The sequence below is a fragment of the Microcoleus sp. N9_B4 genome, assembly GCF_036701635.1.
In the GTDB taxonomy this organism is placed as follows: domain Bacteria; phylum Cyanobacteriota; class Cyanobacteriia; order Cyanobacteriales; family Microcoleaceae; genus Microcoleus.
Window position 1 is genome coordinate 120305 of record NZ_JAUBRC010000009.1, and the last position, 12495, is coordinate 132799.

15 protein-coding genes are annotated in these 12495 nt (G+C 45.8%); 7 read left to right on the top strand and 8 right to left on the bottom strand.

Annotated elements, in window-relative coordinates; genetic code table 11:
• Positions 1-752 precede the first annotated feature (752 nt).
• Positions 753-1733 carry an aspartate carbamoyltransferase catalytic subunit gene (locus QUA43_RS08610; RefSeq protein ID WP_333372790.1) on the top strand — a complete coding sequence of 327 codons (981 nt, stop codon included), beginning with the start codon at positions 753-755 and terminating at the stop codon, positions 1731-1733.
• 133 nt (positions 1734-1866) lie between these two features.
• Here the strand turns inward: QUA43_RS08610 and QUA43_RS08615 are convergent, their stop codons facing one another.
• Together QUA43_RS08615 and QUA43_RS08620 are read right to left on the bottom strand one after the other, a co-directional pair.
• The gene (locus tag QUA43_RS08615) at positions 1867-2268 is read right to left on the bottom strand and encodes an SH3 domain-containing protein (protein WP_333372793.1); all 402 of its coding nucleotides are present in this window, start codon (positions 2266-2268) and stop codon (positions 1867-1869) included.
• 296 nt (positions 2269-2564) lie between these two features.
• A complete protein-coding gene (locus QUA43_RS08620) occupies positions 2565-2726 on the bottom strand; it encodes a hypothetical protein (protein ID WP_333372796.1) in 162 nt (53 codons plus the stop codon).
• Between the two features lie 174 nt (positions 2727-2900).
• Here QUA43_RS08620 and QUA43_RS08625 point away from each other — a divergent pair, with 174 nt between their 5' ends.
• The 3 genes from QUA43_RS08625 (at position 2901) to QUA43_RS08635 (ending at position 4915) form a co-directional block, all read left to right on the top strand.
• Entirely contained in the window at positions 2901-3392 is a 492-nt protein-coding gene (locus tag QUA43_RS08625; protein ID WP_333372924.1) for a molybdenum cofactor biosynthesis protein MoaE, read from the top strand.
• A gap of 115 nt (positions 3393-3507) precedes the next feature.
• Positions 3508-4167 (top strand): sigma-70 family RNA polymerase sigma factor, encoded by a 660-nt coding sequence (locus QUA43_RS08630; RefSeq protein ID WP_333372927.1) that lies wholly within the window; start codon positions 3508-3510, stop codon positions 4165-4167.
• Between the two features lie 142 nt (positions 4168-4309).
• On the top strand, positions 4310-4915 hold the full coding sequence (locus QUA43_RS08635) for a zf-HC2 domain-containing protein (RefSeq protein WP_333372799.1): 606 nt from the start codon (positions 4310-4312) through the stop codon (positions 4913-4915).
• Between the two features lie 168 nt (positions 4916-5083).
• On the opposite strand, the gene QUA43_RS08640 is transcribed toward QUA43_RS08635, so the two are convergent.
• From QUA43_RS08640 to QUA43_RS08655, 4 genes are all read right to left on the bottom strand, one after another.
• A complete protein-coding gene (locus QUA43_RS08640) occupies positions 5084-5218 on the bottom strand; it encodes an NACHT C-terminal helical domain 2-containing protein (RefSeq protein ID WP_333372802.1) in 135 nt (44 codons plus the stop codon).
• A gap of 137 nt (positions 5219-5355) precedes the next feature.
• The gene (locus QUA43_RS08645; RefSeq protein WP_333372805.1) at positions 5356-5517 is read right to left on the bottom strand and encodes a type II toxin-antitoxin system RelE/ParE family toxin; all 162 of its coding nucleotides are present in this window, start codon (positions 5515-5517) and stop codon (positions 5356-5358) included.
• Entirely contained in the window at positions 5514-5795 is a 282-nt protein-coding gene (locus QUA43_RS08650) for a type II toxin-antitoxin system ParD family antitoxin (RefSeq protein ID WP_333055324.1), read from the bottom strand. Before QUA43_RS08650 ends, QUA43_RS08645 begins: the two co-directional genes overlap by 4 nt.
• Before the next feature lie 88 nt (positions 5796-5883).
• Positions 5884-8286, bottom strand: a complete 2403-nt coding sequence (locus QUA43_RS08655) for an NACHT domain-containing NTPase (RefSeq protein WP_333372807.1) — start codon at positions 8284-8286, stop codon at positions 5884-5886.
• 222 nt (positions 8287-8508) lie between these two features.
• Here QUA43_RS08655 and QUA43_RS08660 point away from each other — a divergent pair, with 222 nt between their 5' ends.
• Together QUA43_RS08660 and QUA43_RS08665 are read left to right on the top strand one after the other, a co-directional pair.
• Positions 8509-9099 (top strand): ATP-binding protein, encoded by a 591-nt coding sequence (locus tag QUA43_RS08660; RefSeq protein ID WP_333372809.1) that lies wholly within the window; start codon positions 8509-8511, stop codon positions 9097-9099.
• A gap of 54 nt (positions 9100-9153) precedes the next feature.
• Positions 9154-9870 (top strand): response regulator transcription factor, encoded by a 717-nt coding sequence (locus QUA43_RS08665; RefSeq protein ID WP_333372812.1) that lies wholly within the window; start codon positions 9154-9156, stop codon positions 9868-9870.
• A 23-nt stretch (positions 9871-9893) separates the two neighbouring features.
• Here the strand turns inward: QUA43_RS08665 and QUA43_RS08670 are convergent, their stop codons facing one another.
• Entirely contained in the window at positions 9894-10298 is a 405-nt protein-coding gene (locus QUA43_RS08670; protein WP_333372814.1) for a gamma-glutamylcyclotransferase, read from the bottom strand.
• Between the two features lie 120 nt (positions 10299-10418).
• Between QUA43_RS08670 and QUA43_RS08675 the strand changes: the two genes are divergently transcribed.
• Entirely contained in the window at positions 10419-11018 is a 600-nt protein-coding gene (locus QUA43_RS08675; RefSeq protein WP_333372817.1) for a glyoxalase-like domain protein, read from the top strand.
• A 147-nt stretch (positions 11019-11165) separates the two neighbouring features.
• Here the strand turns inward: QUA43_RS08675 and QUA43_RS08680 are convergent, their stop codons facing one another.
• Entirely contained in the window at positions 11166-12443 is a 1278-nt protein-coding gene (locus tag QUA43_RS08680) for a bifunctional sterol desaturase/short chain dehydrogenase (RefSeq protein ID WP_333372819.1), read from the bottom strand.
• Positions 12444-12495: the final 52 nt, after the last annotated feature.

Sequence of the window (12495 nt, forward strand, 5' to 3'; positions counted from 1 at the left end):
AAGAGTCAAGACCGACTTCAAAGAATTAATCATCTGTGAACAAACCAGGCGTTCAACGGAGTACCCTTAGTACGCAGGCTTCGTATTTCCTTTTTTGCAAAGGCTTTTTATAGTGAGGTAGTTCCACCCCCACTGACTAATACAGTACCAGAGTATTTCCAGATTATCAATGGGTATACAGAAATAATTGTCGGTTTCCGTACCTACACCCGACGCTTCTGGAAATCCCTGCGGTAATTTATTCGGGGTACTTCGCGCAGCGCTCAGATTAATCCCCTCTAAATATACCGAGGGACTTCCCGGCTGGTAGTTAAAATGTCCCGCTATATGCTGTTGATCGACAGTGGGAGGTTGGCCGCCTCGATTGTTTCCACATCGTTGTTTCCACATAGTGGTAGATGCAAGGGCTGCGTTCGGCTTGTTCTTGACAAGGCTGAGTTTGCGTAGGAGAAACTCCAACTACTGCGCTTTGGCTGCTACAGCGTAATTTCCGCTTTCCTGCGGGTAAACCACACCTGTTTCACCTTCGACGCTGGGTTCGCTGTGAGAGTGGGGTCTGAGCTAGATAAACTGATTATAACTCTACTCACCGCAAAAGCGATCAAAATTTGTTGGATACTGTTGATCGCCACCCCTAAATGTCTATCGAACATTCAAAGGCGACAGCAGGGCGGGCGTACAAGCAAGTTCCAAACCCATCGTCCGTCCTGATTGAGTCAATCTAAAATCTCAAATCTCAAATCTAAAATTGTATGACTTGGACAAGGCGACACATTCTCACTCTGGCTGATTTTACCTCGGACGAATACGATACGGTGCTGCAAACAGCAGCCAGTTTTCGGGAGGTGCTCGGCCGCCGCACGAAGAAAGTGCCGGCCCTGCAGGGTCAAGTGGTCGCGAATTTGTTTTTTGAACCTTCTACCCGGACTCGCAATAGTTTTGAGTTGGCGGCGAAGCGGCTGTCAGCGGATACGCTAAATTTTACCCCGGGAAGTTCTTCTCTGACGAAGGGGGAGACTATTCTGGATACGGCTAAGACTTATCTGGCGATGGGAACGGATTTGATGGTAATCCGGCACGAACAAGCTGGAGTTCCCAACACGATTGCTTCGGAAATGGATCGCTTGGGGTCAAGAGTCAGCGTTCTCAATGCAGGAGACGGCCAGCACGAACACCCATCGCAAGGTTTGCTAGACTTATTTACTATTTGTGCTCTGTTAGATACCGAACGTCCGCGGCTGGAACTTTTAGCGGGCAAAAAAATTGCTGTGGTGGGCGATATCTTGCATTCGCGGGTGGCTAGGTCTAATATTTGGAGTCTAACGGCTTCTGGGGCAGAGGTTCATTTGGCCGGGCCGCCAACTTTGCTACCGCTTTTGTTTGCTGAGTGTGGCGATGGTAGGGAAGGTAAGTTATTTTTGCATTGGCAGCTTGAACCTGCTTTGGCGGATGCTGATTTTGTGATGACTTTGCGGCTGCAAAAGGAACGGATGAGCGACCATTTGCTGCCTAGTTTACGAGAGTACCATTCTTTGTACGGGATTACGCGCGATCGGCTGAAACTCTGCAAGCCGGATGTGAAGGTGTTGCACCCGGGCCCAGTTAATCGTGGCGTGGAAATTAGTTCGGATTTGATGGACGATGCCCAGTTTAGCCTGATTTCTCAGCAAGTTACCAGCGGCGTGGCGGTGCGGATGGCATTACTTTATCTAATCGGCGGGGGTAAAGTTTAGGCTGTTAGTTGTTAGTCATGAATTTTGGATATTCCATGATTTTCAGGATCGCCTCTTTACAATAATCGTTACCCGGTCAGACCGAGTAACGATTAAAACTCTTTCTAGAAATGTAAAGTGCTCTAGTTAAGAGTTAGGAGATCCAGGAAGTAGACACCCAGCCACCACCTTTGAGTTGGGCCCAGCCGTTTTTGTAACGACCGGTCAATTTTACGTGGTCTCCATAATATAACTTGCCGATTACATGAGAACAGCCATTGGGACGGTGGCGGATATTCAGTCGGCTGCCATTCGTGACAACTTTGGCGTAGCTGTGATGGCTGTGATGGGCGCGATGGCCACAGCGTTTGTAGCAACCTGCGGCTTGGGCTTCGCCACCGACACTCAGAACAGATAGGGCTACTGCCATACCTGCAACGCCTATCCATGCAGAATTAGGAATTTTCAAGCCCAGTTGGTCTAACGACTTGACTTGGAGTTCGGACTCTGGAGATTCATAAGCAACAAAAGAGTGGCTCAATGCTAGTGCTTCCATAGTTTCCTCGTGATTGTTGTTAACCTTTCTTGGTGCAGACTCAGGTCAAAACCTCAATTAACAGCCCAAATTATTAACTTATGTTTCATAAAAGCCACAAAAGGGCGTTAAGGTCTTGCTTTTGCCGAGTATTGGCTAATGTTCCTGAACCTTGCACAGGTATATCATGTCATTGATGTAGCTTTCCGGAACAAAAAAATAAATAAAGTTTACATCGACTGCTAAAAATTTTGCCGACGCGGATCAGAACTCCGGGCGGAATTAAACTTAACTGTGTCATTCCAAAGGGAACGAAGTTATCGATTGGGGTTGGGGATTGCTTGTACTGAGTTGCGAAGGACACTACTTATTTTGGTGCTTATTGATTGAATTGCTACAGCAATATCGGCAGTTAATTCGATCGAACAAGCATCCGGCTCGTCTTCAAGCACAATCTTAATTTGCTTGGGGTCAGTCATAGTGTAGCCGATCGCACTGGTGCAGAAGTTCGGGGCGATGGCGTCGGGCCAGGGCCCGTGCTACGAGATTTGGCTCAAGACTAACCACCCCGTTTCCCGGACAAGGATGCAAGATTGATCGCGACTTGATTTGTGTCAAGATCAATTAACTTATCCAGCACCTCTTCTTTAGCAATGAACTCCTTCGCTGCACTTTCGATCGGCACAATTCCTCAACGCCATGAATCAGACAGCTTCGCCATTACCTTAGCGCCGTTGTCTTTAGAGGAAATATACGCTTTGGCAGATGACCCCGCGAACGGAGCCGTGGTAATGATGAGCGGTACAGTCCGCAACCAAACTGACGGTCAAGCTGTAGTTTCCCTAGAATATCAAGCCTACGAACCGATGGCCGTGCGAGTATTCCAGCAAATTGCTACTGAAATCCGCCGCCAGTGGGCCGATGTTAATCGGGTCGCTATTCACCACCGCGTCGGACACTTGCAGGTGGGCGAAATCAGCGTACTGGTGGCTGTTGGCTGTCCCCACCGGGACTCAGCCTTTGCAGCTTGCCAGTACGCCATAGATACGCTCAAACACAATGTACCGATTTGGAAAAAGGAACATTGGGCAGACGGTTCTAGCAGTTGGGTTAGTATAGGAGCGTGCGAGGTTGTTGGGCATTAGTAAGCAGTCATTGACTGTCTGATGACTCAAGCCGATCGTAGTTTGCGAGTGCGGGAACCCATCGGGATCTGCTAACGTCAACAAATGTGGAATGTTCGATGAGCCAATTCCACCGATGAGCGACTTTATTTCCCTGTCCTGGTCTGCGGTTGTGGCGACCGTTCAAAGAGTGCAATTGCCAGCCGAAAAACTCTCTAATTATGACTTGGTATTGCGTTGTCAGGAAGGAAATCGACCTGAGAGCACTGCCTTTTCAGAACTGTTGAAGCGGTATCAGTCCCACGTAGACAGGGTACTCTATCACTTGGCCCCTGACTGGCAAGACCGAGCAGACTTGGCTCAGGAAGTGTGGATTCGGGTCTACCGCAATATTAACCGCTTGCAAGAGCCTGTTAAATTTCGGGGCTGGCTGAGCCGCATCGCCACTAATTTGTTTTACGATGAGTTGCGGAAGCGCAAGCGGGTGCGAACTCCGCTGTCGCTGGACGTACCCCGTGCTCTGGAAGATGGGGAGATTGATTGGGAAATTCCGGCCGACAGTCCGGGGCCTGATGAAGATTTGACGACTAGAGAATTTTACGACCAGTTGCGGGTGGCGATCGCCGATTTGCCGGAAGTATTCCGCACGACCATTGTTTTGAGAGAAATAGAAGGTTTAGCCTATGAGGAAATAGCCGAAATGACGGGAGTTTCTCTGGGAACTGTCAAGTCGAGAATTGCTAGAGCTCGCCAAAGATTGCAGTTGGAATTGCAAAAATATCTCGATGGTAATTAGCAAAAGTAATTTCCGACGCCGATCAAGAAGATTTGATGAATTTTGCTGTGACATCAAAACTTCTATTTTACAATATAAATAAGCAGTAAATTATCCTAATAGCGATCGGGTGCTTCGCCAATTTGAGCAAGTGATGTGAAATATGAATTATAACTTTGAATCGGATAAAAATCAGAATAAGCAAGGTATCGGGGATTCACTCACGGAAACTCAAGCTAACAACACTTATGCCCAGGGCAATGTAACTACTATGATGCGCGATCGCTTTGAATTGCTAAGTGCCTACCTCGACGGTGAAGTGACGGCGACAGAACGTCGGCAAGTTGAGGAGTGGCTGACAAATGACCCCACTACGAAGCGTTTGTACTCGCGACTGCTGATGATGCAGCAGAGTTTTCAGGCAATGCCGGTGCCTGCTGCAGAACAATCTGCCGAGGAGTTGGCGACGAAGGTTTTGCAGCGGGTGGAACGCAAGCCGAAACAAACTTGGATTTTGGGTGGAAGTGCGATCGCAGCTTTGTTGATTGCGGTGGTGTCTGGTGTTGGTGGCGATCGCCAATTGTTTGCTCCCCAGTTTGCTCGATCGCCCGTTCCTGCTGAATCAGACGGTTTGATTATGGCTTTAAACGAGCCTCTGGTGGAGATTGTTAATCCCAACGATTTGATGCTTGGGGTGAATGCACCGATCATGGATATTCCCAAAGTTGGTGTAGCAACCCCTCAAAAGTTATTGCCAAAGGCGCAGTAGAATTTCTGTTTTGAGCAATAACGGAAGTTGCTAAGCTCCCTAAAAAAGGGGGCTTTTGCCGTTTTTCCCAGTTTTTCAAGGTGGATAGATCCTTTGACACTTTCCTGGCTTTGAATGACTAATTGTGGGGCGATCGCATCTTAATATCCTACTAGGTAGCGAGTGGAATTAGAGCGGGCGATCGCACTTGTCACGGGTTTTTTGGATATTTGCGATCGGCAACAGCAATTTCTCCTCAATTTCCTGTCGCACAGCAGGAGATACATTACAACCGCTATTGAGGCAATCTACCAGCAATTTCACTCGTCCTCATCAGAAAATAGAGAAGGTAAATCCCGTTCTCCCCTCACGATCCGAACAATTTCAATTAAGTTGTCCAGTGCCCGATAAAGAATTATGTAACCCCTGATAGGAATTCCCCGCACAGAAGGAGCTAGTTCTTAGTAACTGCGCCCTATATTGGGGAACTTAACTAAATTACGACACTTTTTATCAAAGTCTTCAACAAATTGTTCACCTGCATCTATATTCCTAGTTGCAAAGTAATCGGTAATTTCATTGAGATCGCGACTGGCTTCAGGGGAAATAATGTAGCGGCTCATTGTTGATTTTCCCGCATTTTGCGAAATTTTTCCCGCAATCTAGCTATAACTATCTCCCCATCAATTCCTTCGCCGCGTTCAAGCTGAGCTAGTCCGGCCGCTACTTTTGGACGAGTTTCATCGACCCATTCTTGATAACGATCGCTCTGTTGCCGATCGCTTCTGTCTGCGAGTAGTTCCAAGGCCGCAGCAATTACCTCATCCACCGAAGAATACTTGCCACTTTTGACTTGGGCTTCAATGAATTTATTATGGTCAGGTTTTAGAGTAATGTTCATACGCTTTACTTCTAATAACTTTTAGCCATTATATCATTTCCAGTGGCTCTCTCCGTGTAAAGGCGAAGGGGAGGGCGAGGGCGATCAATTAAACTCGATCGCACTTGTCACTGGTTTTTTGAATATTGGCGATCGGCAACAGCAATGTATCCTCAATTTCCTGCCGCACAGCAGGAGATACATTACAACCGCTATTGAGGCAATGTACCAGCAATTTATTAGCATCGTAATACTTCCTCAGCAATGAATTCTGCTGTTCGCTAAATTGCCAATCGTGACCTATATTTCGATAGGAAATTATGATTTGTCTTAATTCCTTAGTCCAAACTTGTCCGTTAGCGTGCCACCATTCTCTAAATATTTTCTTGTGACCTGGGTATCGAGGTAGTTGTTTCTTAAGTTTTTGCAGTGCTTGCATCAGTTCAGGCTCCACAAGAGGAACAAGAAGAATGTCGTGGGCAAGACTAAGGGCAGGGTCAATAGCACCGTCGAGTACAGGCAAAATGGCAAGGTCAAGAACAAGGTCCAGGGTAAATTCAACAGCAGGGTCAAAGGTATGTTTAACTGCAAGGTAAAGGGCTGGGTCAAGGAAACGTTCAGGGTTACGATTAAGAGCAAGCTCAAGGGATGGGAGAAGAGAAAAGTAAAAGAATCTCACTGCCGCAGGTTTGTACGGAAAATCAACAGAAATGGATTTTTGGTTTACCCACATGAGGAATTGCTGTAACTGCTCATCATCAGCGACGAGTACATCAACTTGCTGTTTCATTAACCGCAATAAATCATCAGCTTTTGGCAACATCTCAACCGCCAGGAAAAAGACTTCTCGCCAGCGCTTATTGGTGATGTGAATGACCATTTTTTGTAAAGAGTGTGCCTCATAATTGTCAACAATTGCTTTGGCAGTAAAATACTCTTGAAATGTTAGATGAGAAAACGAATAAATCCCCCTTGCCCTCTCCACTAATAACCCATGTTGTGCCTCGATCGCTTTCAGCACAACCTCACTATCGCTCTCGAACTTAACGGGGTTACTTGTGCCATCGGGTAAGTTAGCCAGATAGTCGGCAATCAATTGCTGAACTGTGTTTTTTTCAAAAAAATAATCGCCCCGCTCAAAAGTAATAGCTGCTACAAAAGCAAGTAAATGTTTCTTGCGGCACAAATTCAAATCGCGATAAACTTCATCCCGTTGAATGCCTCTAGTTTCATCCCATTTTCTGAGCATAATTTCCATTCCTTCCTCATACAACTTGGCTCGGTTGGATGGAAAATCTGCTTTGGCTTGGAATACTAAACAAGTCAGATTAAGCAAAATTGGCGTTACTGCCAGTTCTCTGATTTGCTGATTTTTTTGCAGTTTCAGCTTCTCTACAAATTGAGATGCTAAAGCTTTCCCTGCCTCCATATTCTGGGAAAAAGCCACAAACCAATTTTTAGCAAAGGCAGCGATTTGCTCGCAATTAAAATCGGCTACCTCCACACAGGTAAAAGCTTCGTCGTGAAATCGGTACTTAGCAGCGGCAATTCGACAGGTAATAATAAACTGATTGCTGTAATACTTTTGGACAAACTGACGAATCTGTCTGACGACTGCATCGCTATCTGATTCTGGCACTTCATCTAAGCCGTCCAATAAAATCAAACATCTGCCTTGACTAAGTACAGATTCAGTTTGCGATCGCGCCTCAACTCCGTAACTGGCAAATTCGTCGCTGATATATTCTAATAAGTCAAGATTAGCGATTTCAGCAAAGGTTTTCAGAGAGATAAAAATCGGTATTTTGTTGGCTTCAAATTTTGCGCGATCGCACTGAATGGCAATGTGTTTCAAAAAGGTAGTTTTACCGGAACCAGGTTTGCCGAGTACCATCAGTTTAGAGTGAGATTTCACCGCATCCAATCCTGGTACTCGTTTCTGGCGCACTTTACCTAATCCTAAGCGGTTAAAGTTATCCGCATCTGGGTTGAAGCCTCTGAGTAAATCGCGAATTTCTCCCGGCTGCCAACTGGTAATTTCCTCCAAAATGTTGACTTCAACGTAGAGCTTGCTGACATCAACGGGCTGGGCAATATCCAACAGTTGCATTTTGCTGTAAAGCTGTTGGATTTTGCTGTGGCATTTTTGCCGTATCTCTTCCACTACCGAATCAATATGCTGTTGGCAAAAATCTCTAACCCCCCCAACCCCCCCTTGGTAAGGGGGGGCTAAAGAAGGACGATCGACAATTTCTTCCCAATTCAACTGCAAAACCGTGCAGAAAGCCTTGAAAGCATTAGCCTTAATGGGTTCTCTTCCTCCTAAAAAACGCCTCCAAGTTGGCAGGGAGAGGCCATCGGCATAGGGCCCGGCTTCTGTCCAAGTTCGATCGGGTTCTAATGTTTGACTAGCTTCTACTAACCATCTGGGGTCTTCTATCGTCGAGCCCATTTCTCTTCTAGCTTGCCTAATTTTTACTAATCCCTCCTCAGAGGCTTTGAGGGTCGTCATTATATAATTTACTTCTCTAATTGTCAATGTCTGTTTTCGATCAGTTTAGCGATCGCAAACTGAGTTTGTCAAGACCCCAGCAACAAAGAGAAAATGATCCTGACACCAACTGCACGGCATAGGGGAAAAGTCAGGCATAAATCATGCAAAATTAATTCTTCAGAATGCCACTCTCTTGTGTCTCTAAAATTTCCGTATTAAATGATGAGAAAGGATAGCAACATGAGCAACAATTTAAATGAAATACCCTCCCGTGGAATAGGCATAAAACTTATTAGCAAAATTGCTGATAAGCTAAGCTATACACGCACTGGCGACCATCGAAACTGTCTGTTAATTGTGAAATATTTTCATCCCGGTATAATACCACCCCAGCAGACGAATCAATCTGGTAATTTGCAGCGAGCAGTTGGCTTTTTCAACCGCTTGAATTTTGGATTTAAAGCAGGACAAAATCGAAACTTTTATCGGAGTTATAATCAGCGAATTAAAACAATCCACTTGCAACTAAATACTGACCTCAAGAGTGTTACACAAGTTTTATGGTGGGTTGAGCAGTTTTTAGAGTATCTACCAATTCCCGAAGCAGTTTTGCAGCAGTGCAAACTTGCTACGATCGAAGGGTTTACAAATGCTGTTCGCCACGCCCACAAAAATCTGCCATTTGAAACTCCGATCAACCTTGAAATAACCGTATTTAGCGAACACCTAGAAGTCAAAATTTGGGATATGGGAGAGCCTTTCGACCTCCAAGCTAAGTTGATTGAAGAATTACCAGTTATTTGGAGCGAGCTGGGGTTTATGCTGGACTAAAGCTGTTCTGTAATTGCCAGCTTTAAATTGACAATAGAAAGAAACTTTTTTGTGATGATTACTGATACTACTCCCAAGATTCTAGTTGTGGATGATGACCCATCCATCCGCACGCTAGTTCATCGTTTTTTAACTCAGAAATATCAAGTAGATTCGGCAGCAGATGGCGAGACGGCTTTAACATTGTTTGAGAAATTAAAGCCACTTCTAGTAGTTCTAGATTGGAATTTGCCAGATACTACAGGTTATCACCTCTGCCAGGAAATGCAGCGCCGTACTAATGTTTTTGTGATCATGCTAAGCAGCCGCACGGACGAAGCTGATAAACTTAAAGTCCTGTCCGCCGGTGCTGATGATTATATCTGCAAACCCTTTGGTTTGGCGGAGTTGGCAATTCGTATAGAAGTTGTGTTGAGACGGATGAGGCCTGTCACTTCATCACGTATTGTATTCGATCAATTCGCGATCGATTCAGCACGTCGGGAAGCAACACTCAACGATCGCATTATCAAGTTAACAGCCTTGGAATTTAAGATATTGTATTTTTTGGCAAGTCATTCCGGTCAATCTTGGAGTCGCCAACAGCTAATCGAAAAAATCTGGGGATGGAACTGCAACGACACAGGAGAAGAGAAAGTTGTTAGCGTACATATCGGTCAGATTCGCAAGAAAATGATTGAAGTTGATGCTAGTGGATCGCAGTTTATTAAAACTATTCGGGGTTACGGTTACAGGTTTGAGCCGCCTTCGCCCACTACAATGGCTATTTAGTAAGCTCATCGGCATTAACCACCTTATTTGGTAAAAAACCGATTTTCCCAACTGCCGTCGGGCAGCCAGATGCCTCCTAGGGAACGAACGCGATCGGGTAACATGAAGTAAGCCCAAGCCGTCCCTAAAGGTTTGAGGTGTCGATCGAAGATTTCGATTTCTTCCCGCTGATATTCGTTTTGTGTCGGTTCCCGCAGCGGATCGTAGTCTTCCAGTCGGTCTAAATCGTCCAAAATAGCCGAGTTTGCGAAACAGAGGAGAAAACCGCAGACTGTGCCATCTCCGGCCATCATCGCAGGATAGCCGATCGGCAGGGCAAAAAGTTGACCGCGGGCGATCGCGGGGCAAGCATCCACAACTTTTCCTTCGCAGTAGCGGAGGTAGTTGGACTCCCCCGGTTTGAGAGTGCCGTATACAAAGACTTTCATCGGGTAGGGCCTAACCGCTAGTTTTTGCTAACATAGATGGCTAAGCTAATAGTTTAAGTCTCGCGGGCGATCGCGACTGCAATCTTGATAAATTTCGTTGTTTACCCTTTCTTATAATTCATGACTCTAGCAGTTAGTTTTATTGCTTTTGGAATTCGGCCTTTGTACTTGAGCTCTTTTTTGCCGTCTTTGCCCCTGGACAGCTTGTTTTCGACTCAAGGGATTATGGTAATGTTGCTGGCCGCCTATGCGGGGGCGATGTGGATGTTTCTCACCAGTGCTCCGAAGGTACACACGGTGATGGTATCGGATCTCGGACAAGCGAGGGAGTTCTATGAAGGTATGCTAAACCTGCCCGTAGCAGAAGTGCCGCTGCACTACTACTACAATTACGAGCAAACTTTGGGTACAACTGGTATTGATCCGCTGTATTTGTCGCCGAATGTCGGGAGGGCAACGACCTCTCAAACAATGGGGAGTCCCGAGGGTTTGTGGTATCAGTTGATGAAAAATACGCAGTTGCACATTATTAGCGGCGCCGGTGTAGGGGAAAAAAATCGCGAACGTCATGTTTGTTTCGATCGCGATTGTTTGGATCAGCTATTGATGAGGGTACAAACTCGCGGCATTAGTTATAAAATTCGCCGGGAAAAGCCGCTGAATTTTTTGGTAAAGGATTACGATGGCCGCGTGATTGAAATGGCTGAGGTTAGTAATTAGATAAGACTCAACGGTTAAAACCGATCCTACACAAACTTTGGTCTCCGCAAAGAGGGACAAAAGACTCAAAGGGGTATTAAAGCCGAGTTTGGTATTACATCCCAAGTTAGAAACCCGGTTTATCTAAAAAACCGGGTTTCTTGTTGATTAATTAATCTTAGATTTAACGCTAGATTTTTCCAAAACCCCCGCTGCTTTAATCTCTGAAATCGCTTTCCGGCTGAAAATTTGGAAGTAGAGAGAAACAAAAAACTCTTTGACTGGAAAAATGATAAAAGTCAAAGGATTAATTGTCACGATGATATTGCGAACATCAGCTTTAGCTTGTTTGACAACTTGCTGCGCTACCCAGTCGGGAGACATAATGCCGATCGGGTTTAAGTTGCTTTTAAACGGCCCTAAAATCAGTTTGCGAACGATGCAGGGCGCATCCAGCCGGCGCAGGGTGACTAAATCTCCTAGGGCGCGCTTGCTGAGTTCGTAGAGGGGACTGACAGCGGGAATTACTTCTGCTTCTGAAGTGTTGATCCAGACTTCTTTGCAAGCGATGTTTTCGTTAGTGCGGACTGTTAAGAAAAAGAGTTCCATCAGCCGCCACGCGGAAAAAGTGTTAATTTCGTATGAGTTGGCGATCGCCTCTCCTGTTCTTTCTCCCTGTACATTAATCCCGTGATTGATGACGAGAATATCGATTTTTTCTAACAATAGGGCTAAGTCTGCCTCTTGGCCAGCTTGCCAAGTTACGGTTTTTACAGGCAAACTTTCGCCGTCTAAATTTAAAGTAATTTCCTCATTTCCAGAGGAGAGGGCGATCACTTTTGCACCAGCTTTGTGCAGGTGTTTGAGAAGCAAACGCCCTAAAGTTCCCGATGCACCGGTGACGGCTACAGTTTTGCCTTTGAGAGAAAGTGCTGTACCCATAAGTTTATCTATTAAGGTGAAAGTACCGCAATAGTAAGCATTTTGATTGTCGAAGTGATGCCGCCAGTGATAAGGTTTATTAACTAACCACGTGCCAGGGGGAGTAAGGAAGTCTCCCGGTTGGTGGGTGATGTCGGTTAATTCGTCTGCGCCTTTGATGCCGATCGCGCGGGCGATCGCGCTCAACAAAAAGCCTAAAGTATAAATACAACCGGCTGCTGCACCCCAGTGATATTCCGGCAGCCCAAAATAAGCTACAACCCACAGCAACAAGCCCAAAACCATCATCGCCGCAGCTTCGGGCACGTCGTGACGCCAGTGTGCTTGCTTGTAAATTGTCTCGCTGACGGGGGTCAAATTCGGGCGGAAAACGCGGTGATGCCAAGTGTGCAGCTTTTGCAGGGGTTCCCAATAATGGGACGCGACGTGATAAAAGTCTCGTATTATTTCTGCCCAGCAGACAGAAGCTATTGCCACAGCGCCGACTATCCAGTAATTTACCATGCTCACATTAGTTTGAAATTTGAGATATTAGAGATTGTCTGTTTTGAAAGAT

Coding starts and splice junctions, on each gene's coding strand:
- QUA43_RS08620 (WP_333372796.1), bottom strand. CDS start 2,726: ATGACTGACCCCAAGCAAATTAAGATTGTGCTTGAAGACGAGCCGGAT.
- QUA43_RS08630 (WP_333372927.1), top strand. CDS start 3,508: ATGAGCGACTTTATTTCCCTGTCCTGGTCTGCGGTTGTGGCGACCGTT.
- QUA43_RS08665 (WP_333372812.1), top strand. CDS start 9,154: ATGATTACTGATACTACTCCCAAGATTCTAGTTGTGGATGATGACCCA.
- QUA43_RS08610 (WP_333372790.1), top strand. CDS start 753: ATGACTTGGACAAGGCGACACATTCTCACTCTGGCTGATTTTACCTCG.
- QUA43_RS08650 (WP_333055324.1), bottom strand. CDS start 5,795: ATGAACATTACTCTAAAACCTGACCATAATAAATTCATTGAAGCCCAA.
- QUA43_RS08680 (WP_333372819.1), bottom strand. CDS start 12,443: ATGGTAAATTACTGGATAGTCGGCGCTGTGGCAATAGCTTCTGTCTGC.
- QUA43_RS08645 (WP_333372805.1), bottom strand. CDS start 5,517: ATGAGCCGCTACATTATTTCCCCTGAAGCCAGTCGCGATCTCAATGAA.
- QUA43_RS08615 (WP_333372793.1), bottom strand. CDS start 2,268: ATGGAAGCACTAGCATTGAGCCACTCTTTTGTTGCTTATGAATCTCCA.
- QUA43_RS08635 (WP_333372799.1), top strand. CDS start 4,310: ATGAATTATAACTTTGAATCGGATAAAAATCAGAATAAGCAAGGTATC.
- QUA43_RS08675 (WP_333372817.1), top strand. CDS start 10,419: ATGACTCTAGCAGTTAGTTTTATTGCTTTTGGAATTCGGCCTTTGTAC.
- QUA43_RS08625 (WP_333372924.1), top strand. CDS start 2,901: ATGAACTCCTTCGCTGCACTTTCGATCGGCACAATTCCTCAACGCCAT.
- QUA43_RS08655 (WP_333372807.1), bottom strand. CDS start 8,286: ATGACGACCCTCAAAGCCTCTGAGGAGGGATTAGTAAAAATTAGGCAA.
- QUA43_RS08660 (WP_333372809.1), top strand. CDS start 8,509: ATGAGCAACAATTTAAATGAAATACCCTCCCGTGGAATAGGCATAAAA.
- QUA43_RS08670 (WP_333372814.1), bottom strand. CDS start 10,298: ATGAAAGTCTTTGTATACGGCACTCTCAAACCGGGGGAGTCCAACTAC.